This window comes from Sphingomonas sp. (assembly GCF_035998645.1).
GTDB lineage: Bacteria > Pseudomonadota > Alphaproteobacteria > Sphingomonadales > Sphingomonadaceae > Sphingomonas.
This window is the reverse complement of the sequence record NZ_DASYHL010000004.1, coordinates 178,307-202,049: the sequence shown is the minus strand read 5'-3', so window position 1 is coordinate 202,049 and position 23,743 is coordinate 178,307. Positions and strand designations below refer to the sequence as shown.

The window sequence follows — 23,743 nt, the reverse complement described above, 5'->3', positions numbered from 1 at the left end:
GAAGCTGTTCCATTGCCATTAACCTGCGACCGCCTATCTTGTGCGCTGAGGAAGGTGCATTCGACCCATGAGCGACGACAACAAGACCCCCGGCCCTGAGAATAACGGCAATCCGTGGATGAAGAGCCTGCTCGTGTGGGTCGGCATTCTGGCTGCACTCGCGCTGTTCGTCAGCATGTTCGGCGCGCCGAGCAGCTCGAACGCCGGCACGACGATCGCCTATTCGGAGTTCCTCGACAATGTCGAGCAGGGCAAGGTCAAGGACGTCAATGTCGCGGGCAGCGTCATCACCGGCACGCTCGACAATGATTCGAAGTTCCGCACCAACGCCGTCGCCAACCCCGACCTGATCCCGACGTTGCGCAAGCAGGGTGTGACGATCAGCGCGCGGCCGGAGGAAGGCCCTTCGATCTGGCAATATGTGCTGGTTCAGGCGCTCCCGTTCCTCCTGTTCCTCGGCATCGCCTTCTTCGTGCTGCGTCAGATGCAGAAGGGCTCGGGCTCGGGCGCGATGGGCTTTGGCAAGTCGCGCGCCAAGCTGCTGACGCAGAAGGAAGGCAAGGTCACCTTCGACGACGTCGCCGGCATCGACGAAGCGCGCGAAGAGCTGGAGGAAGTCGTCGAGTTCCTCAAGGACCCGACCAAATTCGCCCGCCTCGGCGGCAAGATCCCCAAGGGCGCACTGCTGGTCGGTTCGCCCGGCACCGGCAAGACGCTGCTCGCCCGCGCGATTGCGGGTGAGGCGGGCGTGCCGTTCTTCACCATTTCGGGCTCGGACTTTGTCGAAATGTTTGTCGGCGTCGGCGCGAGCCGCGTGCGCGACATGTTCGAACAGGCCAAGAAGAGCGCGCCGTGCATCGTCTTCATCGACGAAATCGACGCGGTCGGTCGCCATCGCGGCGCGGGTCTGGGCAATGGCAATGACGAGCGCGAGCAGACGCTGAACCAGCTGCTGGTCGAGATGGACGGCTTTGAAGCCAATGAGGGCATCATCATCGTCGCGGCGACCAACCGTCCCGACGTGCTTGATCCCGCGCTGCTGCGTCCGGGCCGTTTCGACCGTCAGGTTGTCGTTCCGCGCCCGGATATCGAGGGTCGCATCAAGATCCTTCAGGTCCATATGAAGAAGGTGCCGCTGGCTCCCGACGTCGACGCCCGCGTGATCGCGCGCGGCACGCCGGGCTTCTCGGGCGCCGACCTCGCTAACCTCGTCAACGAAGCCGCGCTGATGGCGGCGCGCAAGGGCAAGCGCCTCGTCGCGATGAGCGAGTTCGAGGATGCCAAGGACAAGGTCATGATGGGCGCGGAGCGGCGTTCGATGGTGATGACCGACGATGAGAAGCGGATGACCGCCTATCACGAGGCCGGCCACGCGATCGTTAGCCTGCACGAGCCGGCATCGGATCCGATCCACAAGGCGACGATCATCCCGCGTGGTCGTGCGCTGGGCATGGTCATGCGCCTGCCCGAGCGTGACAGCTACAGCTATCACCGCGACAAGATGTACGCGAACCTCGCCGTCGCCATGGGTGGCCGCGTCGCCGAGGAAGTGATCTTCGGCTATGACAAGGTCTCGTCGGGCGCCTCTGGCGACATCCAGTACGCGACGGGCCTTGCCCGCGACATGATCACGAAGTGGGGCATGTCGGACAAGCTCGGCCCGGTGGAGTATTCGCAACCCGAAGGCGAGAGCTTCCTCGGCTATTCGGCGTCGCAGCCGCGGCATATGTCGAACGAGACGCAGCAGGCGATCGACGCCGAGATCAAGGCGACGGTCGAGGGCGGCCTGAGCCGCGCGCGCGACGTGCTGACCGAGCATATCGACCAGCTGCACCAGCTGGCCGGCGCGCTGCTCGAATATGAGACGCTGTCGGGCGAGGAGATCAAGAAGCTGCTGTCCGATGGCGACATCGGCCGCCCCGATCCCTCCACGATCAAGGGTCCGGTCGGGGTCGCGGGCACGTCGATCCCCAAAACCCGCCGCCCTAAGGGTCCGTTCGGCAACCCGGCTCCGCAGGGCGCGTAACCGCCCTATTTCTTCTCTGATTTCGGTGCGGCCCGTGCGAGTAGCGCGGGCCGCATTGTTTTTGCGATGTCGATATCCGGTTGGGCGACCAGCCCCTCCACCATCGCGATCCGGGCATCGCACTTCGCCGCCGCATCCGTCCCGCTAAGCGCTGCTGCAAAGCGATTGGCGGCGGCGGTGTCGCCATTGGCTGCAATCCGCAGCAGCTCCGTGGCGGTGATCTCACGCCCCTGCCCCAATTCGCGCACCCCCTGCGGCGCGCTCGCCGCGACGCGCAGCGCATGGGCGTAATGCCGTTCGCGCAACTGGCGGGTGAACATCGACTGGGTCTCGTCGCGATCGCCGACGCAGACGCGTGGGTCCTCCATCCGCAACTCGCGCATCCGGGCAAGGCGAATGTCCATCTCCGCCGCGATCAGCGCCGCCGAGGCGAGCGGAAGCCGCTTCTGATAAGCTTCGTTGACCAGCCGGTCTATTTCCCGCGACCCAGCATTCCGATCGCGCGCGCCGTTCGCCATCGCCGTGCGGATCGCGGCAACCTCCGCATAGAGTTTCGGGTTGCCGGTTTTCACAGCACGAAAGCCCGGCTCGCTCGCCTCCAGCGCCTTCATCGGATCGGCGGGCGAGACCGAAATCGGGGGCATCAGATCGCCCTGCTTCTGCGATGGCGGGATCGACATCACCGCCGCGGCGATCAAAATCGCCCACAACACTATATTGGCGAGCGACGCCACACCGTCGCCTCGGCCATTCGGATCGGCGGCGCGCAGTCCGCTCATCACCACCAGCCCGGTCCCCGCCGCCGCGCCCCACGCGATCAGCGGCGTTCCGGGTAACCAGTCGCTGCGGACGACCGCCCCGACGATCAGCGCGAGCATCAGGCCGAGCGCGATCAGCACCGGGCTTGGCGCGATCAGCCGCGCAATCGCTCCCCGCGCCGACAGGCCGACCAGCCCGCACGACGCACCAAACACCAGCACCAGCGCCTGTTCGGCCACGCTCATCGCGGCAAAGGCCGGGCCGATGAACAGGCCCGCGACGCCGAGCACGACCACCCGCTGCCACGGCAATCCCCCGCCGCCATGCTCGCCGCCGTCGAGCACGAACATGGCCAGCGCCAGCGCAAAGGCCACAGCGGCGATGCTCCCCGCGATCCATGGCGTTGCCGGCGCGCCGATCGCCGCCGCCGTCACCACCAGCCACAGGCCGAACCGCCAGCCGAACCCGCCGGGGCTGTCCTGCTGTCCCTGCAACCGCCGCCAGCGCATCGGCGCGACGAAGCGCCAATGCGCAACGGCCAGCGCCACGCCCGCCGACAGCGCCGCGACCGCGCCCCATAGCTGCAACGCCGGGGTCGCCCCGACCAGCGCGAACAACCCCGCCCCCAGCGCACCGATCAGCAGCAGCGCCACTTCGGCAAAGCCAAAGCGCGGCGCGTCGAGATGCGCGCGCCACCAGTCCGCAGCCTTGGGGTGAAAGCTGTGCGCGATCCCCGGCACGTCATAATCCGCCAGCTCGAACAGCTGTCGTACCTGATCCGCCACGCCCGGGCGCAACGCGGCGAGGCGGCGCAGCCAGCCCGGCGACTTGCCATTGGTCAGCGCGCGCCACCCGCCCTGCAACCCATGGCCGCCGCGTCCGAACGACGCGATCAGGCGCCATTCGTCCAGCCGCGCGCGCAATGCCCAAACTGCGGGCGGATGGTTGCCCTCCCCTTCCCAGCCGAACACCGCCATCGCCTCACGCAGGATCGCGTCGCTGCGCGGGATGGTGTCGGCGATCAGCGCGGCGAGGCGATATTCGGTGTGCGCGCGCCGATCGATCTCGATCAGCGCGGGCGCACTCATCACAGCGTCGAACGCGGCGCGGATTGCATCGCGATCCTTGAACCACGGCCCGCGCAGCCCGGCATCGAGATCGGCGAGCCGACGCTCAAGCTCGGCGGCATCGGCGGCACGCGCTGCTTCGAACGGATCGGACGGGGCCGCTGGCGTCGGGGCGGCGTCAGCCGGCAACGGCCCGGAGGGTTCGAATGGCGCGGCGTCATCAGCAGTGACGAGAACCGGCTCGGGATCGTCGGCGACCGCCGCAACGGCCTCCCCGGCCTCTTCTTCGCCTTCATCGTCCCAGTTATCGAAATGGTCGTAGTCGACCCAGCGCAGCGCCTGTTCATAGGCTTCGCGCAGCGCCATGAAGCCCTTGGCGTCATCCTCGGGATTGGTGGTCTTCAGCCTGGCGGCATAGGCCCGGCGGATCGTCGCGCGGTCGCTGCCGCGCGGCACGCCGAGCACCTGCCACCATTGCTTCACAGGCCGAACTTCATAGGAAGGTCTCGCCCTCAAGCTGGTCGAGCGCGGCGTGCAGTTCCTTGCGCGCGGTCTCGATCGTGCGCGGGTCCTGCGTCTCGAGCGCGGCGGCAAAGCGCGACATGACTTCGCCGACCCAGAAACGCTGCTCGCCCAGGAAATTCTCGAAGCATTTCTCGCCGCGCGCGATCGCCGCCCGGTTCTCCGCCTCGTCGCGCGGATGGACTTTCAGCCCCGCCAGCGCCGCGCGCGCCTTTTCCAGCGCGGCGGGGTCGGCGACATTGCCGTCATTGATGACCAGACTGACCGTCTCGCCGCTCTCAGGGACGATGATGTCGACCTCGAGCAACCCGGAGATATCGTAGGAAAAGCGGACATCGACCGGCTGTCCCGCCTTCGCGCGCGGCACCTGAACCGTGGTGCGGCCAATCTCGACATTGTCGCGGACCAGCCGCGCCTCGCCCTGATAGATGCCGAATTCCACGCGGGTCTGGTTGTCGTTCATCGTGCTGAAGGTGTGGACACGGCTCGCCGGGATCACCGTGCCGCGCTCGATGATCGGCGCGAACAGCCCGTCCTCGATCCCGCCACCGGGCAGGCGGCGGGCAACCTCCACCCCCAGCGAATAGGGGCAGACGTCGGTGACGACGACTTCCTTGAGCGCCGAATCGCGCGACTTCAGCCCCGCCTGCACCGCCGCGCCCAGCGCCACGGCCTCGTCCGGATTGACCGTGGCATTGGGGAAGCGGCCGAACATCCGCGTCACCGCGCTGCGCACCACCGGCATCCGCGTCGCCCCGCCGATCAGGATGATCTCGCTCAGCTCCGCGCTTTTGATCCCCGAATCGCGCATCGACCGCAGCACCGGTTCGCGCAGCCGGTCGATCAGCGGCTTGGCCGCCTCCTCGAACATCGCGGTGGTGACGATGTGGCGATATTCGGCATCGTTCCACACGATCCGCATCTCCGCCTCGCCCGCGCTGCTCAGCGTGCGGCGGGCGCGTTCGGCGGTTTCGCGCAGTTTCTGGTGCAGCGCATCGTCGCCGCGCCCGGCATTGCCGAACTCTCCGGCATGCGCGTCGCGCATCAGCGTCACCAGCAGCTCGTTGAAATCCTCGCCGCCCAGATGATTATCGCCGGTCGAGGCGCGCACCTCGATAATGCCCTCGAAAATCTCGACGATCGACACGTCGAACGTGCCGCCGCCCAAGTCGAACACCAGAAAGCGCGATTCATCGGCAAGCTGGTGGATGCCATAGGCGAGCGCGGCGGCGGTCGGTTCGTTGACCAGCCGCTCGACCTTCAACCCCGCCAGTTCGCCCGCGCGGTGCGTCGCCTTGCGCTGCTTGTCGTTGAAATAGGCGGGGACGGTGATCACCGCCTCGGTCACTTCCTGCCCCAGAAACGCCTCGGCATCGGCCTTGAGGCTGCGCAGGATCAGCGCGGACAGTTCCTCCGGCGCGAAGCTGCGCTTGCCCAGCTTCGTCGTGCGCTGCGTGCCCATATAGCGTTTGAACGCGGTGATGGTGACGTCGGGATGGCTCGCCATCCGCTCGCGCGCGGCAAGGCCGGTGATGACATCGCCATTCTCATCGATGCTGACCGCCGAGGGGGTGAGGAAATGGCCGAGCCGGTTGGGGATCAGCTCCGCCGCACCGTCACGAAAGACCGCCGCGGCACTGTTCGTGGTGCCGAGGTCGATACCGATAATCATTTCACTGCGTCCCCTGTCGATTCGGGCGAACTCTAACGCGCCGCGCGCGGCTGTGAAGCGGACGAATTCATATGGCGTTCAAGCGCCATGTCGTGTTTTCTCCCGGGATCACGGGAGGGTGTGGATGCGGACGATGATGGCGGTGATAGCGGGTGCAGCGCTGCTGCTTCCGGCGAGCGCGCAGGCGATGAGCGTCGCCGAGTTTCTGGCCAAGGCGAATGCACTCAAGGCCAAGGGCTTTATGGCGATGGGCTCCCCCGACATCAAATTGCTGCGGAGCGAAGTCGAACGCGCGTCGGACGCCTATCGCACCGACCTTGCCAGCGCGCGCGCCGCCGGCCGCGCCCCCCACAGCTGCCCCCCGCCCAAGGGCAAGGCCAAGATCGGGAGCAACGAGCTGATGGCGGAATTCCAGTCGATCCCCGCCGCCCAACGCGGGATGAGCGTCAAATCAGCGTTCTACGCGATGATGAAGAAGCGCTTTCCCTGCAAAGGCTGAGCGTCAACCCAGCAGCCCCAGCCCCAGCAGCAGCAAGCCGAAGATCAGCACGATGAAGCTGATCAGATGCAGCAGCACGAAGGTGCGCAGCCCCGCGCTCCACCAGCGCAGGCGGTAGGCGCCCTTCAGCTGGAAATAGATATGCACCGGCGGCCCACACACTGCGACAAGGGCGATCGCTTTGTTTCCAACACCCAGCGCCGATGCGATCATCAACCCGATGAACAGCAACGACATGAAGCCGAGCGAATAGGTGACGAAGACCGCGTGGTCATACCCCTTGAACCGCCGCCGCCACAGGAACAGCAGCCACACGAACGGGATCGACAGCGGGATCAATGCCCAGCTGAACTTGTAGCTGTTGGTCTGCAGCTTGTAGAGTGCGAGGCCCGGGTTGCGCTCGGCCTTCTCGATTCCCTTATCCAGCCGCGACCATCCGGTCTTGACCTTTGGAGAGAGCCCAATCCGACCGCTCATCTTGATCGGAAAGCTCTTGATCTCGGCAAGGTCGGTTGTCAGCTTCTCGATCTGCCGGTCGAGCTTGGCGGCGCGCTCGCTCCCTTTCTCCGCCTTGGCGCGCGCTTCGCGCAGCTCCACGATCGCGTTTTCGGTGTTCTGCCGCGCATATTGCAGGCCAGACTCAAACTGTGCGGTCGTGCCGACGTCTGCTGGCGGGGCGACGCCCATGATCTGCATCACGGCGAACATCGTGAAGACGGAAAACAGGAACATCGCCATCGGCGACACGAACTGCGCGCGCTCGCCATGGATGTAACGGCGGGTCAGCTCACCGGGGCGAAAGGCCAGCAGCGGCAGCGTGTTCCACAGCTTGCCCTCGAAATGCACCACGCCGTGCAGGATCTCATGCCAGATCTCGCCAATCGTGCGGTGGACATGCCCGACCTGCCCACAACGGTGGCAATGCGGGCCGATCAGCTGCGTCCCGCAATTCAGGCAGATGCCATGATCGTGATCGCCATGCGCGCCCGGCCGCTCGACCGCGCGGCCAAGCAGCGTCCCCGTGACCAGATCCCCGGCTGCGTCGAATTCCCCCATGAAGCTCATCTATCAGCTTGGAAAAGCCCGCGCGATAGGGACTTTGCGGTTGCAGCATGATAGCCCGGAGGCATGGAACAGGATGCTTCGACTCTGATCGCCGACATGGGCGCGCGCGCCCGCAACGCCGCAACGATGCTGGCCGGCCTGCCGACCGCCGCCAAGGCCGCAGGGCTGCGCGCTGCCGCTGCCGCAGTCCGCGCCGATGCCGATGCGATCCTCGCCGCCAATGCCCGCGATGTCGAAGCCGGCACGGCGAACGGTCTGTCGGGCGCGCTGCTCGACCGGCTGCGGCTCGACCCCGCACGGCTTGAGGGCGCGGCGGCGGGGGTAGAGGCGGTCGCAGCGCTGTCCGATCCGGTCGGCGCGGTGATCGATTCGAGCCAGCGCCCCAACGGCTTGCAGCTCAGCCGCGTGCGCGTTCCGATCGGGGTGATCGGCATCATCTATGAAAGCCGCCCCAACGTCACCGCCGATGCCGCGGCGTTGTGCGTGATGAGCGGCAATGCGGTGATCCTGCGCGGCGGATCCGAAGCGGTGCATAGCAACCGTGCGATCCACGCCGCGTTCGCGCGGGGCCTTGTCGAAGCGGGCCTCCCCGCCGATGCGGCGCAGCTGGTCCCCACCACCGACCGCGCCGCCGTGGGTGCGATGCTCAAGGCCGATGGGGTGATCGATCTGATCGTCCCGCGCGGCGGCAAAAGCCTGGTCGCGCGCGTGCAGGAGGAAGCGCGCGTCCCCGTGCTCGCGCATCTCGACGGCATCTGCCACCTTTACATCGACCATGCCGCCGATCCGGAGATGGCAGCCAAGCTGGCGGTCAACGCCAAGATGCGCCGCACCGGCATCTGCGGCGCGACCGAGACGTTACTGATCGACCGCACTTTCGCCGATCCCGCGCCGATCCTGTCCGCGCTCGCCGACACCGGCTGCGAGCTGCGCGGCGACGCCGATATCCGCGCGATCGAGCCACGCGCGGTTGCCGCGACCGTAGAGGATTGGGACACCGAATATCTCGATTCGATCCTGTCGGTCGCGCTGGTCGACGGCGTTGACGGCGCGATGGCACACATCGCCCGCCATTCCAGCCGCCACACCGACGCGATCGTCACGCAAGACGCCGCGACCGCCGAACGCTTCCTCAACAGCGTCGACAGCGCGATCGTGATGTGGAACGCCTCGACCCAGTTCGCCGATGGCGGCGAGTTCGGCCTGGGCGCCGAAATCGGCATCGCCACCGGCCGCCTCCACGCCCGCGGCCCGGTCGCGCTGGAGGGGCTGACCACGTATAAGTGGGTGGTGCGCGGGACCGGGCAGGCGCGTCCTTGACCAACCGCATCGATTGTATACATTCGAGTACATGAGCAAGACGACGGTCATCACGGCACGGCTTGAACCCGAACTGCTGGCGAAACTCGATGCATTGGCTTCGGAGATTGACCGTTCGCGCGCATGGGTCGTGGCCAAAGCCGTGCAGCGCTATGTCGAGGAAGAGCTGGAGTACCGCGCGTTCATCCAGGCCGGAATTGACTCCGCAGATCGCGGCGAGCTCGTCAGCCAGGAAGACATGGAAGCGTGGTTTGAAGCGCGCCATCGCCAGGCCGCCGCCGCGGAATGAACAAAGCTGAGTGGACGCGCGAAGCGCAAGCCGATCTGGCGGCGCTCGACGACGAGTTCTCCCAGCTCAGCTCCGACTATGCCTATCGCGTCGGCCGGGCCGCACTGGCGGCTGGCCGGTTTCTGGCAGACTATCCTAAGGCTGGGCCGATCCTCGACGGCCCGGTCCGCAAATGGGCGGTTCAGCGGACCGACTATGTGCTGCTGTATCGGCCGACCGACACCGGCGTCGAGATCTTGCGCGTTCAGCATGCCAAGCGCGACTGGCGCCCACGTCGCACATGAAACGCATCGGTCTCCTCGGCGGGTCGTTCAACCCGGCACATCGCGGGCATCGCGCGATCTCGCTCCACGCCATGCGCGCACTCGGGCTCGATGAAGTGTGGTGGCTGGTCTCACCCGGCAACCCGCTCAAGGAAGCGAAGGGCATGGCCCCGTTCGCCGCGCGGATGGCGTCGGCGCGGGCGATGGCCCGCCACGCGCCGATCCGCCCCAGCGCGATCGAACAGCGGCTCAAGACCCGTTACACCGTCGATACCCTCACCAAACTTCCCCGCCTCTACCCCCGACATCAGTTCATCTGGCTGATGGGCGGCGACAATCTGGCGCAGTTCGACCAGTGGCGCGGGTGGCGGCGGATCGCGCGTCAGGTTCCGATTGCGGTGATCGCGCGTCCGGGCTATGATCGCGACGCTCATGCAAGCCCTGCAATGAGCTGGCTGCGGCGTTTCGTGCGCCCCGCACGCCAGGCGAAGACTTGGACGAAGTGGAGTTTGCCGGCCCTGGTGCTGTTGCGCTTCCGCCCCGACCCGACTTCGGCGACTCGCCTCCGCGCCGCCGATCCCGGCTGGCACCGGAGATTTTCCCGTGGCCGCACGCCGCCCAAGCCCGACACGCCCTAACCCAGGAGTCCTCTTGCCCGCTTCCCCCCAACTCGATGCCGCCCCGGCCGCCCGCGGCCCCGCCCCGGATGCCGAGGCACTGCATCGACTGATCCTGACTTCGCTCGACGACGATCAGGCGGTCGAGACCGTCTCGATCCCGCTCGCCGGCAAGAGCAGCATCGCCGACTATATGGTCGTGGCGAGCGGCCGCTCGACGCGTCAGGTCGCGTCGATGGCGCAGAAGCTGGCCGAGAAGATCAAGGCCGAGCGCGGTCACAATCCCCGGATCGAAGGTCTGCCGACCGCCGACTGGGTGCTGATCGATGCCGGCGACGTGATCGTCCACCTGTTCCGCCCCGAAGTCCGCACCTTCTACAATCTGGAGCGGATGTGGGCGTTCGGCGACAGCGCGCCGGGCGGATCGGCCTAAGTTGAAGCTCGGCACCGCCAACCGGGACTAACCCTATGCTGCTGCACATCGTCGCCCGCGGGCGGATCGGCCGCAGCCCTGAAGCCGAGCTGGTCGATCGCTATCTCAAGCGCGTGACGCTGCCGACGCGCGTGACCGAACTGCCAGATACCGGCGGCAAGATGCCCGCGATCGAGCCGGGCACGCGCATCGTGATGCTGGACGAGAAGGGCGAGAACCTGCCCTCACGCGTCTTCGCCGAGCGCATTCAGGCGTGGCGCGAGGACGGGGTGCGGGAGACGCGCTTCCTGATCGGGGCAGCGGATGGCTTCGACGATACCGCGCGCGCGCAGGCCGATCTGCTCATCTCCTATGGCCGCGCCACCTGGCCGCACATGATGGCGCGCGCGATGCTGGCCGAACAGCTGTGGCGCGCGACCAGCATCCTCGCCAACCACCCGTATCATCGCGAGGGATGATGCGGCGGATCGCCCTTGCCGCCGCCGTGATCGCCACCGCATCGGTCGGCATCGCCGCGCTCCCGGCGCAGACCCCCTCGATCACCGACCAGCGCGCCCAGCTCACCGCCGCGAGCAAGGCCGCAAAGGATGCCGAGGCGCGCGCGCAGCAACTGCAGCGCGCCGCGGTCAACGAACGCGACGAAGCCCGCCGCGCCCGCGCCCGCGAAGCCGCGATCGCGGCGAGCATTCAGGCGGCGGAGGCTGAAATCGTCGCCGCCCGCGCGCGCATCGCGATCGTCGACCGGATGCTGGGTCAGCAACGCACCCGCCTCGCCGAGCGTCAGGGGCCGATCGCGCGGCTGATGGCGGCGCTGCAATCGCTCGCCCGCCGCCCCGTCGTGCTCGGGCTGGTCCAGCCCGGATCGACCGCCGACATCGTCCATGTCCGCGCGGTGCTGGGCGCGGTCACCCCGGCGATGCGCGCGCGCACGGCCGATATTCGCGCCGAGATCGCCCGCACCCGCCGCCTGCGCGACGGCGCGCAGCTCGCCGCCAAAAGCCTCGCCGACAGCCGCGCGCGGCTCCAGAACGACCGCCTCGCTCTGGTCCGTGCCGAAGGCGAGCATCGCCTGAAATCGGTCGGCTATCGGCGCGAAGCGATGTTCGAATCGGATCGCGCGCTGGCGCTGGGCGAACAGGCGCGCGATCTGGTGGACCTGATGGACACGATGGGCGAGGCTGCCAAGACCCGCGCGGCGCTCGAAGCGCTGCCCGGGCCACTCCCGCGCCCCGCCGAGGGCGAAGCCGCAACGCCCGATACCGCCCCGGTCGCAAAACGCAACGGCCCGCCACCCTATCGCCTGCCCGTCTCCGGAACCGTCGTCACCGGCCTTGGCGAGCTGTCCGACACCGGCGTCCGTGCCCGCGGCCTGACGCTGGCGACATGGCCGGGCGCACAGGTCGTCGCGCCGACCGCTGGCCGCGTCATCTATGCCGGGCGCTTCCGCCGTTATGGCAATATCGTCATCCTCGACCATGGCGGCGGCTGGACCTCGCTCGTCGCCGGGCTCGACGCGGTGATGGTCAAGGTCGGTGACACGCTGATCCAGGGTGCCCCGCTCGGCCGCGCGCCACAGGGCGAGGCGCCGCGCATCACCGTCGAACTGCGCCGACAGGGCCGCCCGGTCGATCTGGCGCAGCTGCTGGATTGATTTCTTCCCTGCGCAACAGGGACGAAATGACATGTCGCTGACATTCGCTTGCCGCTTTGCGGCCACGCGGTTCCGGTCTATCTTGTCGCGAAGACCCGCTCAGAGAGTAACGCGTATGATCCGTCCCATCCTCCAGGTCTCCGCTGCGGTCGGCGCACTGGCGCTGATCCCCGTCACCACCGGCGCGATGGCGAGCGTCGATACGTCGAGCTATCGCGAGCTCGACGCGTTCATGGACGTCTACACCCGGGTGAAGGCCGCCTATGTCGAGAAGGTCGATGACAAGACGCTGATCAAGGGCGCGATCGACGGCATGCTCGCCAGCCTCGACCCGCACAGCTCCTATGTCGACGCGCTCGCCTTCGACAATCTGCGCCTCGCCACCGACGGCAATTATGGCGGCCTGGGCCTGTCGGTGACGATGGAGGACGGCGCGGTCAAGGTGATCACCCCGACCGAAGACACGCCAGCGTGGAAGGCGGGGATCAAGGCCGGCGACTATATCACCCATCTCGACGGCAAGCTGATCTATGGCGGCACGCTGGATGAAGCGATCACCCAGATGCGCGGCGCACCGGGCACCAAGATCACGATCCGCATCGTCCGCCCCGGCCGCGACAAGCCGTTCGACGTCGCGCTGACCCGCGAAACCATCGTGCAAAAGGCGGTGAAGTGGGAGGTGCAGGACGGCATCGGCATCCTCAACATCAACACCTTCAGCGCAACCACCGCCGACGACATGCGCGCTGGCATCGCCGCGATCGAACAGCAGCTGGGCGGCAAGCCCAAGGGCTATGTCATCGACCTGCGCGGCAATGGCGGCGGCCTGCTCAACCAAGCGATCGAGGTCAGCGACGCGTTCCTGACACATGGCGAAATCGTGTCGCAGCGTGGGCGTGAGAAGAGCGATATCGAGCGCTGGTATGCCAAGGCCGACGATCTCGCTCGCGGCCTACCGATCGTCGTGCTGGTCGATGCCGGCACTGCATCCGCGTCGGAAATCGTCGCCGGTGCGCTGCAGGATCACCACCGCGCGCTGGTGCTGGGCGAAAAGACCTTCGGCAAGGGATCGGTCCAGTCGCTGCTCCAGCTCGGCCCGCGCACTGCACTGCGCATCACCACCGCGCGCTATTACACCCCGTCGGGCAAGTCGGTGCAGGAAGGCGGGATCGAGCCCGATCTGGCCGTGCCGCAGATTTCCGACCCCGATTACAAGACCCGCCCGGTGTTCCGTGAGGCCGATCTGCGCCGTCATCTGATCAACGAGACCAAGGTCGATAACGCGGTGCTGGAAGAGGATACCAAGACCGATCCGCGCTTCGCCGCCACGCCAGCGGAGCTGGAGAAGAAGGGGATCAAGGACTTCCAGCTGCACTATGCGCTGAAGACCATCGCCCGCACCGCCGCGCCCCCGCGCATGGCCGGCGGCGGCGCGGCAAAGGCCGGGAAGCGCTGAGCGCCGCGATGACCCCGAACCGCACCGCCCAGGCACTCGCCCTGTTCATCCCGCTCGCGCTGATCGGCGGAGCGCTGACCAGCCAATATGGTTTTGGCCTGTTCCCGTGCGAAATGTGCATGTGGCAGCGCTGGCCGCATTATACCGCGATCGTGCTCGCCGCCCTGTCCTTCGTCGTGGCGCCCGCGCGCACGCCGTTGGTGTGGCTGGCCACGCTCGGCATCGCGGTCAGCGGCGCGATCGGCGCGTTCCATGCCGGGGTCGAATATGGCTGGTGGGAGGGGATCACCCAATGCGCCACCCATTTCGGTGGAGAGGGCAGCGCGCTTGAGCGCATCATGAATGCGCCCGTGATCCGCTGCGATGTCGCACCCTGGGATCTGTTCGGAGTGTCGCTCGCCGGGTGGAATGCGATCTTTTCGCTCGGTGGTGCGTTGGTGATCGTAACGCTGATGCTGAAGGGCAAGGCCAAGTGAAGTGGAAACCCGGAGACCCCCGCCGCGATATCGATTCGATGGTTCGTGTCGATCAGGCGGGCGAATATGGCGCAACGCGCATCTATGCGGGGCAGCTCGCGGTGATGGGCGACCGCCACGACACGGCGCGCGCGATTTCGGGCATGGCCAATCAGGAAGAACGGCACCGCGCCTTCTTTGACGCGTTGATTGCGCGGCGCGGCGTGCGCCCAACCGCGTTGCAGCCGGTGTGGAACGTCGCGGGCTTCGCGCTCGGCGCGGCCACGGCGGCGATCGGGCCGACTGCGGCGATGGCGTGCACCGTGGCGGTGGAGACCGAAATCGACCTCCACTATCAGGAACAGCTCGACGCGCTCGGCGAGGACGATCCCGAGCTGGCAGCAGCGGTCGCCGAGTTTCGGGCTGAAGAGCTGGAACACAAGGATAGTGCGCTGGCGGCGGGCGCGGAGACGGCTCCGGCCTATCCGCTGCTCGCCGGGGCGATCCGGCTGGCGTGCCGGGCGGCGATTGGCGTTTCAAAGCGGCTGTAAGCGCCGCAAGGAGTCGATGATATGAAGACGATCCTGCTGACCCTCTCCGCCGCCGCATCCGCGCTGGCGCTGCCCGCGCTCCCCGCGCTCGCCCAGAACGCGCCGCAGAACGGCGTGCTGATCATCTATGGCGACGACCGCTGCCCGACCAATTCGGACGGCGACGAGATCGTGGTCTGCGTCCGCCGCCCGGCTGGCGAGCGCTTCCGCATCCCGAGCGAGCTCCGCGATACCGAAGCCACACCTCAGCGCGAAAGCTGGGCAGTACGCCAGCGTTCGGCGCTGACCGCAGGCGACACCGGCATCGGCAGCTGCACCACTGTCGGCCCCGGCGGCGGCATCGGCTGTTCGACGCGGGATATTCAGGCCGGCAAGGCCGAAGCGGATGCGCGGAAGCGGGCAGAGAAGGTTCTGCCGGACTAAACGCTAGCGGCGCATTCAAACATCCGTTTGCCCTGAGCTGGTCGAAGGGCGACTCCAACACTCCGAGAGTGCAGGAACCGTGCTTCGACAGGCTCAGCACAAACGGGTTTGGGGAATCGCGCCACGCCCCTGGCACATCCCTACCCTCCTCTTCGCACTCGTCTGGCTGTCCTGCACTTGGTTCGGCTCCTGGGCGTTCAACCCCAACAGCGCCACCCGCATCCTCGCCGCCACCGCGATCGTCGAGACCGGCAGCGCACGCATCGACCCCTATGCCGCGATGACGATCGACAAGGCGCAGTTCGACGGCCATCTCTACATGGACAAGGCGCCGGGCATGACGCTGATGGCACTGCCCTTCGTCGCCGCGACCAACTGGGTGACGCAACAGACCAGCGCGGATGTCCCGCACCAGCTGTTCGACCCTGAAGCCGAGGCATTCCTGCGCCTGCGCATGCGCGCCGCCATCGCCGGGGTCGGCGCGGTCCTGACCGCGTTCGCGGCGGTCGCGCTGCTCGACCTTGGCACAGGTATCGGCGGCAGCCGCGCGGCGGGGCTATTCACCGCAGTCAGCTTTGCGCTCGGCGCCACGGTCTGGGGCTGGACCACCACCTGGTTCGGCCATGCCGCCGCCACCTCGCTGATCGCCATCGCGCTCTGGGCAGTGTGGCGCGGCACACGCGACGGGCTCGCCGCCCGCTACGCTCTGATCGCCGGCCTCGCGCTCGGCTGGGCAGTCGTGGTCGAGCACGGCGCGCTGCTGCTCGGCGCACCGGTCGCGCTCTGGGCCTTATGGCGCATTCGCGACGCGGACCGCGCGACCCAGCTCCGCACGATCAGCCTCGCCATCGCAGGTGGCGCCATCGCCGCCATCCCCCTCCTCGCGTATAACCTCGCCACCTTCGGCCACCCCGTCACCACCGGCTATTCGGGCGTGGTGGGGTTTGAGGGGATGAAGCAGGGGCTGTTCGGCCTGACCTATCCCAAGCCCGACATCCTCTATGAGATCCTGTTCGGCAAACGGCGCGGGATCATCTGGGTCGCGCCGATCCTCGTACTTGCCCCGTTCGGCATCTGGACGCTGCTGCGCGATCCGGCCCGGCGCGACCTCGGCGTGCTCGCAGTGGTGGGCGCACTCACCTGCTTCCTCTACCACGCGGCATACATCTATTGGGACGGCGGCAACGCCACCGGCCCGCGCCACGCCCTCCCGGCAATCGCCTATCTCGCCCTCGGCCTCGCCGCCTATTGGGGCAGCGCCAGCCGGATCGAGCGCGGCCTCGGCCTCGCCTTCCTCGCCGCCAGCGTCGCGCTCAACCTGATCATTGCCGCAGTCGATATTCAGGCCCCGGCCCAGTTCGCCGCCCCCCTGACCGACCACATCCTCCCGGGCTTCCTCGCACGCAACCTGCGCACCCTCCCCAACGAATTCTGGGGCTGGTCGCCCGGCGCAGGGCTCACCCTCTACGTCATCCTCGCAGGCGCCCTCGCCGCCCTGCTCGCGCTCGCCTGCCGCCGCAGCGCGCCGGACTGACTGGACACGCAAGCGACTGGAACGTATGAAGAACATATGGCCCAGCTCGATTTGCGCGAAAAGCTTGAAATCCTCGCCGACGCGGCGAAATATGACGCATCCTGCGCCTCGTCCGGCACGTCAAAACGCAAATCCTCGGGCGGCAAGGGGCTTGGATCGACCGAGGGGATGGGCATTTGCCACGCCTACGCCCCGGACGGGCGCTGTATCAGCCTGCTCAAGATCCTGCTGACCAACAGCTGCGTGTTCGACTGCCATTATTGCATCAACCGCAAAAGCTCGAACGTCCGCCGCGCGCGCTTCACCGCGCAGGAGGTCGTCCGGCTAACCCTCGATTTCTACCGCCGCAATTATATCGAGGGCCTATTCCTCTCCTCAGGCATCATCCGCTCGCCCGATTACACGATGGAGCAGATTGTCGAGGTCGCACGCAGCCTGCGCGAGGATCACGACTTTCGCGGCTATATCCATCTCAAGACGATCCCCGACGCCGATCCGGGCCTGATCCATCAGGCCGGCCTTCATGCCGACCGCCTGTCGATCAATGTCGAGCTGCCGACCGTCGCCGGCCTGGCCCGCCTCGCCCCCGAAAAATCCGCCCCCCGGATCGAGGGGGCAATGGGCGATTTGAAGCGCGAGATCGAGGATAGCGGCGACGCCCGCAAACGCTATCGCTCTGCCCCGAAATTCGCCCCCGCCGGCCAGTCGACCCAGATGATCGTTGGCGCCGATGCCGCGACCGACCGCGACATCGTCGGTCGCGCCGCCGGACTGTACGGCCGCTTCGGCCTACGCCGCGTCTATTATTCCGCCTTCAGCCCGATCCCGGACGCGAGCGCGGTACTCCCGCTCCAGCGCCCGCCGCTGATCCGCGAACATCGCCTCTACCAGTCCGACTGGCTGATGCGCTTCTACGACTATTCGCCGGGCGAGGTCGCCGACGCCGCCGACACCGCAACCGGCATGATGCCGCTCGACATCGACCCCAAGCTCGCCTGGGCATTGAAGCATCGCGACAGCTTCCCGGTCGACGTCAACACCGCCCCGCGTCAGGCGCTGCTGCGCGTCCCCGGCCTTGGCGTGAAAGCCGTCGACCGCATCCTCGTCTCGCGCCGCTGGCGGCGGATGACGCTGGCGGACGTCGCGCGGCTCACCGTGTCGGTGAAGAAATTGAAGCCCTTCCTGATTACCAGCGACTGGCGCCCCACTCTCCTCGCCGACCGCGCCGACCTGCGCCCGCTCGTCGCCCCGCCGGCCAAGCAGATGGAATTGTTCGCCGCGTGAGAATGATTCGCGGGTGAAACAAGCGCGCGGGCGAGCGGTTGAGCGCGCAAAGGAGACTTTGCATGGCCGACGAACGCATTTTCGAGGATCTGATCCAGGACCATAACCGCCAGCGCGACTTGCTCGACCGCATCGCGCAAACCAGCGGCGACAGCGAAGAGCGGCGCACGCTGTTCGAGGAGCTGCGCGTCGAGTTGCAGGCGCATGCCGCCGCCGAAGAGGAATCGCTCTACGCGACGATGCTCGCCAATCCGGACCTGCGCGACGAAGCGCGCCATTCGGTGTCGGAGCATAAGGAAGTCGACGACATGCTCGGCGAACTGGTCGAGATGGAGATGTCGTCGAGCGGCTGGCTGACCAAATTCAAGTCGATGCGCGACCGCTACCTCCACCATATCGACGAGGAAGAGGAAGAGATGTTCCCCGCCGCGTCGAAGGATCTGGACGACGCGACCAAGGCCAAGCTCGCCAAGATCTTCGAGGCGCGCAAGCCGAAGGAACTGGAACGCGCCGAAGACGAAATGCCCGGCGACGCGCGCGAGTGAGCCAATTCCTCCCCTGCCCCGCAGGGGAGGTGGCAGCGAAGCTGACGGAGGGGCCGCCCTCGCAGAGGGCGGAATTTTGCCGAGCTGCCCCCGGCCGTCTGCGCGGCCGCCCCTCCACCACCGCCTGCGGCGGCGGTCCCCCTCCCCCAGCAAGCTGGGGGAGGAATTACTGACACCCGTGTAAACGACTGGACGCGCGGTGCGGACTGCGTAAGCTGCTCCCCAAAACGAGGAGAGGCCCATGATCCGCACCGCCGTCGCGGCCGCCGCATTGCTCGCCTGTGCGCCCGCCGCCTACGCCGAAACCCTCAAGGTCCCCGCCGGTCCCGATGCGCAGGAGCGGCTGCAACAGGCGCTGCTCGACGCCAAGCCCGGCGACACCGTCGAAATCGGCGCGGGCCGGTTCGATCTGACCGACGGCCTCAGCCTCGACGTGGACAAGGTCACCGTGCGCGGCGCCGGGCCGGACAAGACGATCCTCAGCTTCAAGGGCCAGCTCGGCGCGGGGGAAGGGCTGCTGGTCACCTCCGACGATGTCGTCCTGCGCAGCTTCGCGGTCGAGGACAGCAAGGGCGACGGCATCAAGTCCAAGGGCGCCGACCGCATCGTCTACAAGGACATTCGCGTCGAATGGACCGGCGGGCCGAAGGAGAGCAACGGCGCCTACGGCGTCTATCCCGTCTCCAGCAGCATGGTCCTGATCGACGGCGTGACCGTGAAAGGTGCGTCGGACGCCGGCATCTATGTCGGCCAGTCGGAGCAGATCATCGTCCGCAACAGCTTCGTCTCGCACAATGTCGCCGGCATCGAGATCGAGAACAGCAACCACGCCGATGTCTACGGCAACACAGCGACGAAGAACACCGGCGGCATTCTGGTGTTCGACCTGCCCAATCTGCCCCGCATGAACGGCGGCGCGGTGCGGGTCTATGGCAACAAGGTATTTCTCAACGACACCCCGAACTTCGCGCCAAAGGGCAATATCGTCGCCACCGTGCCCAGGGGGACCGGGGTGCTGGTGATGGCCAATGACGGGGTGCACGTGTTCGACAACGACCTGTCGGAACACGCCACCGCCAATGTGATCTTGATGTCCTATCGCGAGCGCTACGACGACCCCAAGTACAACCCCTATCCGCGCCACATCGTCGTGTCGGGCAATCGCCACGGCCGCGCCGGGTTCGAGCCGGGGGTCGAGGGCGGCGGCTTCCTCGTCGCTGCATTCGGCGGAGCCGCGCCGCCGATATGGTGGGACGGCACCGGGACCGTCGCCGAACTCGGCCTGCACGTCGCCGATCCGGTGCCGGTGCTGACCCTCGGCCTCGCGCTCGCCGCGCCGACCAGCTCGGCCAAACCGGGCAAGGCAGTGCTCGACGCCCCCGCCGCGCCGCGCCCCGTGGCAGTGGTGCTACCCGCAGCGATGGAGGCTGCCGCCAAGTGACCCGCGCCGGACTCGCCCTGCTGGCCCTATGCGTAGCGGCGTTCGGGGTCGCGGCGGCAAGCCAGCCTGCGCGGGTGAACGACGCCGCGATCACCGCCGACGGCTACCCCGCGAAGCTGTCCGACTATGGCTTCTTCGCCGACCTGACCAAGCGCACCCCGGCCGCGCGCGTCGTCGGCTACGGCCTCGAAACCCCGCTCTTTTCCGATTACACGACGAAGCAGCGTTTCATCTACGTCCCCGCCGGAGCCCAAGCGAAGTACGACGCAAAGGCCGCGTTCGACTTCCCGGTCGGCTCCGCCCTCATCAAGACCTTCGGCTATGGCGCAGGGCCAGCGTTCAAACCGATCGAGACCCGACTGTTGCTGCGCCGCGCATCGGGCTGGGTCGCGATCCCCTATGTCTGGAATGCCGAGGGCACCGACGCGCTGGTCAAGCGCGCTGGCACCCGCCTCCCCGTCAGCTTCACCGACCCATCGGGCCGCGCCCGCCAGATCAGCTACGCCGTCCCCAACGCGAATCAGTGCAAGGATTGCCACGCGCTCAGCGGCCAGATCACCCCGATCGGCGCCAAGGCACGCTACCTCAACCATCACGGCCAGCTTCAGGCGCTGGTCAAAGCCGGCCTGCTCGACCGCGCCCCCACAAACGCCCCGCGCGTCGCCCGGTGGGACGACCCCAAGGCCCCGCTCGACGCCCGCGCCCGCGCCTATCTCGAAATCAACTGCGCACATTGCCACAATCCGGCGGGGGCCGCGTCCAACTCCGGCCTGTTCCTCGAACTCGACCGCACCGACCCCGTCGCGCTCGGCATCGGCAAGCGCCCGGTGGCGGCAGGGCGCGGCAGCGGCGGGCGCGACTTCGCGATTGCGCCGGGCAATGCCGATGCGTCGATCCTGATCTATCGCCTGCGCAGCACCGACCCCGGCATCGCCATGCCCGAACTCGGCCGCGCCACCGCGCACGACGAAGGAATTGCGCTGCTGTCCGAATGGATCGAATCGCTCCCCACGCGTTAAGGGGACCGATGCGCGTCGTAGCCCTAAGCTCACAGGATGATTTCGAAGGCTGGCGCGACGCCGCCCGTTCGCTCGCCGCCGCGCGTGTCGATCCTTCGGAAGTAGTCTGGCAGATCGGCGACCAGCCCGCCGACCTGTTCGGCGACGAAGCCGTCCTCCCCTCCGCCGCCCCGGAACTGCGCGTCTCGCGCCGCTTCGTCAGCCTCGCGCATGAGGCGATCCTGCACAGCGACCCGCAACGCTTCGCCCTGCTCTACACGCTGCTGACCCGCGTGATCGCGCGCCCCGGCAGCATCGAGGACAAGGCCGACCCGCTGCTGCGCCGCCTCGATGACATGGCCAAATCCGTGCGCCGCGACATCCACAAGATGCGCGCCTTCCTGCGCTTCCGCGAAGTCGCCGACGACACCGGCCCCCGCTTCATCGCCTGGTTCGAGCCCGATCATCACATCGTCCGCGCCAATGCCCGCTTCTTCGTCGACCGCTTCCACACCATGCGCTGGTCGATCCTGACGCCCGACGTCACGCTCCACTGGGACGGCAAGACGCTGTCCGAAGGCCCCGGCGCGAGCAAGGCCGACGCGCCGCAGGACGATCCGGTCGAGGCGGTGTGGAAGACCTATTACGCGTCGATCTTCAACCCCGCCCGCCTCAAGACCGGCGCGATGCTCAAGGAAATGCCGCGCAAATATTGGAAGAATATGCCCGAAACCGCGTTGGTGGCAGAATTGATCAAGGGTGCCCGCGCGCGCGAAGTGGCGATGGTCGAAACCGCACGCACCGCCGGCCCCGGCGACAATGCGCAAAAGGCGTGGGGCCCGCTACGCGATGAGGCGGCCGCCTGCACCCGCTGTCACCTCCACCGACATGCGACGCAGACCGTGTTCGGCGAAGGCCCGGTCGATGCCCCGCTGATGCTGATCGGCGAGCAGCCCGGCGATCAGGAGGACCTCGTCGGTCGCCCGTTCGTCGGCCCGGCCGGGCGGCTGCTCGACGAGGCGCTGGCGCAGGCCGGCATCGACCGCTCCGCCGCCTATCTCACCAACGCGGTCAAGCATTTCAAATTCGAATCGCGCGGCAAGCGCCGCATCCACGCCACCCCCGATGCGGGCGAGATCAGCGCCTGTCGCTGGTGGATCGAACAGGAATTGCTCATCGTCCGGCCCCGGGTCGTCGTCGCGCTCGGCGCCACCGCCGCACGGTCACTGCTGGGCAAGGCTGTCACCATCTCCCGCGAACGCGGCCGCGCGATCCCGCTCGACTCCGGCGCAGAGGCCTGGATCACCGTCCACCCCAGCTATCTGCTGCGCCTGCCCGACCCGGAGGCCAAGGCCGAACAGCACGCCGCCTTCATCACCGACCTGCGCACCGCCGCCGCGCGGCTTTGACTCGTCTGTGCCGCGCGTTCATCGTCGCCGCGGGGGACATAGATGCGATTCGAGCGACTCCTGACCCGATTGCTCGCCGCGACGGCGGTCGCGACGCTGGCCGCGCCCGTCCCGCTTGGCGCGCAGGTGCAGCGCCCACACCCGCAACTGTCTCCGCGGCCCAAGCCGCCGGCCACACAACCAACGCGCCGCGCCCGAACGGGGTCCGCGCGAACCCCAGCGCCACCTGCCGATTGCCGAGCGCGATCGGCGACCCCGGCCACTGCGGCCGCCCCGATCAAACCGACCGCGAGCACCCAGCGTGAGGACGGACAGGAAAGCTGTCCGACCTGCATCAAACCCTGCGACTGACGATCACGCGGCGGATCGCCGACTCAGTCCTGTTTCTTGAGCTTGGCCAGCGCCGCGAACGGCCCGGTTTCATCCTCGCCCAGCACCCCGGCATCGCGCAACGCCGCGTCCGCACCCGGGCTGCGGGGGAAGGGATCGAGCGCCAGTGCCAGCGTCTCCGCCGCGGCTTCGCCCAGATCAATCGCGCCGCCCGCGTAGAAGACGGTATCGCAATCGGCGTCGGACAGCTCGACCTCGTCGCCCTCGGGCGTGCCTTCGGGGACGAAGCGGATCGCGAAATCCTCTTCAACCTGCGCCGGAACCCTGTCGCCGGTCACACTGCACGGCTGCACCACCGCGCCCGACAAATGCCCGCGCGCGACCACTCCGGTCGCATCGCGATGCACCGTCATCACCGCGTCGAGCCGGTCGATCGCAATCAGCGCGAATCGCTTCGCCAGCGCCGCGCGCTCGCCCGCATCGGCGGAAATCTCGACGCGATGCTCACCCTTGCCGATCGCATCGAGCCGCTGGGGCCGCGAAAACTCCGGCGCGATCACGGCAGCCGCCCCGCGAGCAGGTCATCGTGCGACACGCCCGCAAGCCGATCGCGCAGCGCGCGCAATGCATCGGCGGAATGCGCCAGCGCCACTGCCCCCGGATCCTCGCCCCGATACAGGTTGCGCACCAACGCCGCCGCGAACGCGCCCGGCTCCGCATCCGGCGCCAGTGCGTCGCGATACGCGCCGATCCGCCCGCCGAGCAGCGCCATCATCTTGCCGATCCCCTTGCCGACCACCACGTCGCCGATCCCGATCTGGCGCAGCTGGCCGTCCATGTCCTCGACGAAACATTCGGTCAGCCGCGCGGTCGTCTCCGCCGCCTCGGGCTCATGCTCGATCCGCAGCATCACCAGTCCGAGCACGCTCGCGATCATGTCGAACCGGCCATTGACGCTGTCGGGCACCTGCCCCGCCTCATACCAATGCGGTTCGCGCCCGCGCGCCACCACCGCCTGATACAGCGCCGCCGCCGGGTTTTCCGCCTTGCGCCCGGTCAGCCTGTCCCACAATCGCATCGTCACACTCCAAAGGCCTCACGACGCTTGTTTGCCGGGGCCGCCCCGCATATTGA

The 23,743-nt window shown here is 67.6% G+C and carries 24 protein-coding genes; 19 read left to right on the top strand and 5 right to left on the bottom strand.

What is annotated here, in order from left to right; genetic code table 11:
• The first annotated feature begins 67 nt into the window (after window positions 1-67).
• The gene (gene ftsH / locus VGN66_RS10400; RefSeq protein ID WP_327518746.1) at window positions 68-2,026 is read left to right on the top strand and encodes an ATP-dependent zinc metalloprotease FtsH; all 1,959 of its coding nucleotides are present in this window, start codon (window positions 68-70) and stop codon (window positions 2,024-2,026) included.
• A 5-nt stretch (window positions 2,027-2,031) separates the two neighbouring features.
• Here ftsH and VGN66_RS10395 read toward each other — a convergent pair whose 3' ends face one another.
• Both VGN66_RS10395 and VGN66_RS10390 read right to left on the bottom strand, forming a co-directional pair.
• Entirely contained in the window at window positions 2,032-4,335 is a 2,304-nt protein-coding gene (locus tag VGN66_RS10395; protein WP_327518745.1) for a J domain-containing protein, read from the bottom strand.
• Window positions 4,336-4,345: 10 nt separating this feature from the next.
• A complete protein-coding gene (locus VGN66_RS10390) occupies window positions 4,346-6,046 on the bottom strand; it encodes a molecular chaperone HscC (protein WP_327518744.1) in 1,701 nt (566 codons plus the stop codon).
• Between the two features lie 124 nt (window positions 6,047-6,170).
• Here VGN66_RS10390 and VGN66_RS10385 point away from each other — a divergent pair, with 124 nt between their 5' ends.
• Entirely contained in the window at window positions 6,171-6,545 is a 375-nt protein-coding gene (locus VGN66_RS10385) for a hypothetical protein (RefSeq protein ID WP_327518743.1), read from the top strand.
• Between the two features lie 3 nt (window positions 6,546-6,548).
• Here the strand turns inward: VGN66_RS10385 and VGN66_RS10380 are convergent, their stop codons facing one another.
• Entirely contained in the window at window positions 6,549-7,610 is a 1,062-nt protein-coding gene (locus VGN66_RS10380) for a DUF3667 domain-containing protein (RefSeq protein WP_327518742.1), read from the bottom strand.
• A gap of 63 nt (window positions 7,611-7,673) precedes the next feature.
• On the opposite strand from VGN66_RS10380, the gene VGN66_RS10375 reads away from it, so the two are divergent.
• The 17 genes from VGN66_RS10375 to VGN66_RS10295 all read left to right on the top strand — a co-directional run bounded on the left by VGN66_RS10375 (window position 7,674) and on the right by VGN66_RS10295 (window position 22,279).
• Window positions 7,674-8,930 (top strand): glutamate-5-semialdehyde dehydrogenase, encoded by a 1,257-nt coding sequence (locus VGN66_RS10375; RefSeq protein WP_327518741.1) that lies wholly within the window; start codon window positions 7,674-7,676, stop codon window positions 8,928-8,930.
• A gap of 31 nt (window positions 8,931-8,961) precedes the next feature.
• Window positions 8,962-9,219, top strand: coding sequence for a CopG family ribbon-helix-helix protein (locus VGN66_RS10370; RefSeq protein ID WP_327518740.1), 258 nt, complete (start codon window positions 8,962-8,964; stop codon window positions 9,217-9,219).
• On the top strand, window positions 9,216-9,503 hold the full coding sequence (locus VGN66_RS10365; RefSeq protein WP_327518739.1) for a type II toxin-antitoxin system RelE/ParE family toxin: 288 nt from the start codon (window positions 9,216-9,218) through the stop codon (window positions 9,501-9,503). The genes VGN66_RS10370 and VGN66_RS10365 overlap by 4 nt, the downstream gene beginning before the upstream one ends.
• Window positions 9,500-10,120, top strand: coding sequence for a nicotinate-nucleotide adenylyltransferase (locus tag VGN66_RS10360; RefSeq protein WP_327518738.1), 621 nt, complete (start codon window positions 9,500-9,502; stop codon window positions 10,118-10,120). Before VGN66_RS10365 ends, VGN66_RS10360 begins: the two co-directional genes overlap by 4 nt.
• Before the next feature lie 13 nt (window positions 10,121-10,133).
• A complete protein-coding gene (rsfS, locus tag VGN66_RS10355; RefSeq protein ID WP_327518737.1) occupies window positions 10,134-10,532 on the top strand; it encodes a ribosome silencing factor in 399 nt (132 codons plus the stop codon).
• Window positions 10,533-10,567: 35 nt separating this feature from the next.
• Window positions 10,568-10,990: a 23S rRNA (pseudouridine(1915)-N(3))-methyltransferase RlmH gene (locus VGN66_RS10350; protein WP_224920951.1), complete on the top strand. Its 423-nt coding sequence runs from the start codon at window positions 10,568-10,570 to the stop codon at window positions 10,988-10,990.
• Window positions 10,990-12,183 (top strand): murein hydrolase activator EnvC family protein, encoded by a 1,194-nt coding sequence (locus VGN66_RS10345; RefSeq protein ID WP_327518736.1) that lies wholly within the window; start codon window positions 10,990-10,992, stop codon window positions 12,181-12,183. The genes VGN66_RS10350 and VGN66_RS10345 overlap by 1 nt, the downstream gene beginning before the upstream one ends.
• Window positions 12,184-12,298: 115 nt before the next feature.
• A complete protein-coding gene (locus VGN66_RS10340) occupies window positions 12,299-13,639 on the top strand; it encodes a S41 family peptidase (RefSeq protein WP_327518735.1) in 1,341 nt (446 codons plus the stop codon).
• Between the two features lie 8 nt (window positions 13,640-13,647).
• The gene (locus VGN66_RS10335) at window positions 13,648-14,115 is read left to right on the top strand and encodes a disulfide bond formation protein B (protein ID WP_327518734.1); all 468 of its coding nucleotides are present in this window, start codon (window positions 13,648-13,650) and stop codon (window positions 14,113-14,115) included.
• Between the two features lie 38 nt (window positions 14,116-14,153).
• On the top strand, window positions 14,154-14,645 hold the full coding sequence (locus VGN66_RS10330; RefSeq protein ID WP_327519370.1) for a demethoxyubiquinone hydroxylase family protein: 492 nt from the start codon (window positions 14,154-14,156) through the stop codon (window positions 14,643-14,645).
• Window positions 14,646-14,666: 21 nt separating this feature from the next.
• A complete protein-coding gene (locus VGN66_RS10325; protein ID WP_224920946.1) occupies window positions 14,667-15,068 on the top strand; it encodes a hypothetical protein in 402 nt (133 codons plus the stop codon).
• 79 nt (window positions 15,069-15,147) lie between these two features.
• A complete protein-coding gene (locus VGN66_RS10320) occupies window positions 15,148-16,602 on the top strand; it encodes a hypothetical protein (RefSeq protein WP_327518733.1) in 1,455 nt (484 codons plus the stop codon).
• Between the two features lie 36 nt (window positions 16,603-16,638).
• The gene (locus VGN66_RS10315) at window positions 16,639-17,886 is read left to right on the top strand and encodes a putative DNA modification/repair radical SAM protein (protein WP_327518732.1); all 1,248 of its coding nucleotides are present in this window, start codon (window positions 16,639-16,641) and stop codon (window positions 17,884-17,886) included.
• A gap of 62 nt (window positions 17,887-17,948) precedes the next feature.
• On the top strand, window positions 17,949-18,431 hold the full coding sequence (locus VGN66_RS10310) for a hemerythrin domain-containing protein (RefSeq protein WP_327518731.1): 483 nt from the start codon (window positions 17,949-17,951) through the stop codon (window positions 18,429-18,431).
• Window positions 18,432-18,672: 241 nt separating this feature from the next.
• Window positions 18,673-19,872, top strand: coding sequence for a parallel beta-helix domain-containing protein (locus tag VGN66_RS10305; protein WP_327518729.1), 1,200 nt, complete (start codon window positions 18,673-18,675; stop codon window positions 19,870-19,872).
• Window positions 19,869-20,891, top strand: coding sequence for an SO2930 family diheme c-type cytochrome (locus VGN66_RS10300; protein WP_327518728.1), 1,023 nt, complete (start codon window positions 19,869-19,871; stop codon window positions 20,889-20,891). Before VGN66_RS10305 ends, VGN66_RS10300 begins: the two co-directional genes overlap by 4 nt.
• 8 nt (window positions 20,892-20,899) lie before the next feature.
• The gene (locus VGN66_RS10295; RefSeq protein WP_327518727.1) at window positions 20,900-22,279 is read left to right on the top strand and encodes a UdgX family uracil-DNA binding protein; all 1,380 of its coding nucleotides are present in this window, start codon (window positions 20,900-20,902) and stop codon (window positions 22,277-22,279) included.
• Window positions 22,280-22,653: 374 nt separating this feature from the next.
• Here the strand turns inward: VGN66_RS10295 and VGN66_RS10290 are convergent, their stop codons facing one another.
• The gene (locus VGN66_RS10290) at window positions 22,654-23,169 is read right to left on the bottom strand and encodes a DUF177 domain-containing protein (protein WP_327518726.1); all 516 of its coding nucleotides are present in this window, start codon (window positions 23,167-23,169) and stop codon (window positions 22,654-22,656) included.
• A complete protein-coding gene (locus tag VGN66_RS10285; protein ID WP_327518725.1) occupies window positions 23,166-23,687 on the bottom strand; it encodes a ubiquinol-cytochrome C chaperone family protein in 522 nt (173 codons plus the stop codon). Before VGN66_RS10285 ends, VGN66_RS10290 begins: the two co-directional genes overlap by 4 nt.
• Window positions 23,688-23,743 lie beyond the last annotated feature (56 nt).

Coding starts and splice junctions, on each gene's coding strand:
- VGN66_RS10295 (WP_327518727.1), top strand. CDS start 20,900: ATGCGCGTCGTAGCCCTAAGCTCACAGGATGATTTCGAAGGCTGGCGC.
- VGN66_RS10285 (WP_327518725.1), bottom strand. CDS start 23,687: ATGCGATTGTGGGACAGGCTGACCGGGCGCAAGGCGGAAAACCCGGCG.
- ftsH (WP_327518746.1), top strand. CDS start 68: ATGAGCGACGACAACAAGACCCCCGGCCCTGAGAATAACGGCAATCCG.
- VGN66_RS10380 (WP_327518742.1), bottom strand. CDS start 7,610: ATGAGCTTCATGGGGGAATTCGACGCAGCCGGGGATCTGGTCACGGGG.
- VGN66_RS10360 (WP_327518738.1), top strand. CDS start 9,500: ATGAAACGCATCGGTCTCCTCGGCGGGTCGTTCAACCCGGCACATCGC.
- VGN66_RS10385 (WP_327518743.1), top strand. CDS start 6,171: ATGCGGACGATGATGGCGGTGATAGCGGGTGCAGCGCTGCTGCTTCCG.
- VGN66_RS10375 (WP_327518741.1), top strand. CDS start 7,674: ATGGAACAGGATGCTTCGACTCTGATCGCCGACATGGGCGCGCGCGCC.
- VGN66_RS10310 (WP_327518731.1), top strand. CDS start 17,949: ATGGCCGACGAACGCATTTTCGAGGATCTGATCCAGGACCATAACCGC.
- VGN66_RS10390 (WP_327518744.1), bottom strand. CDS start 6,046: ATGATTATCGGTATCGACCTCGGCACCACGAACAGTGCCGCGGCGGTC.
- VGN66_RS10335 (WP_327518734.1), top strand. CDS start 13,648: ATGACCCCGAACCGCACCGCCCAGGCACTCGCCCTGTTCATCCCGCTC.
- VGN66_RS10315 (WP_327518732.1), top strand. CDS start 16,639: ATGGCCCAGCTCGATTTGCGCGAAAAGCTTGAAATCCTCGCCGACGCG.
- VGN66_RS10340 (WP_327518735.1), top strand. CDS start 12,299: ATGATCCGTCCCATCCTCCAGGTCTCCGCTGCGGTCGGCGCACTGGCG.
- VGN66_RS10370 (WP_327518740.1), top strand. CDS start 8,962: ATGAGCAAGACGACGGTCATCACGGCACGGCTTGAACCCGAACTGCTG.
- VGN66_RS10365 (WP_327518739.1), top strand. CDS start 9,216: ATGAACAAAGCTGAGTGGACGCGCGAAGCGCAAGCCGATCTGGCGGCG.
- VGN66_RS10345 (WP_327518736.1), top strand. CDS start 10,990: ATGCGGCGGATCGCCCTTGCCGCCGCCGTGATCGCCACCGCATCGGTC.
- VGN66_RS10330 (WP_327519370.1), top strand. CDS start 14,154: ATGGTTCGTGTCGATCAGGCGGGCGAATATGGCGCAACGCGCATCTAT.
- VGN66_RS10305 (WP_327518729.1), top strand. CDS start 18,673: ATGATCCGCACCGCCGTCGCGGCCGCCGCATTGCTCGCCTGTGCGCCC.
- VGN66_RS10350 (WP_224920951.1), top strand. CDS start 10,568: ATGCTGCTGCACATCGTCGCCCGCGGGCGGATCGGCCGCAGCCCTGAA.
- VGN66_RS10325 (WP_224920946.1), top strand. CDS start 14,667: ATGAAGACGATCCTGCTGACCCTCTCCGCCGCCGCATCCGCGCTGGCG.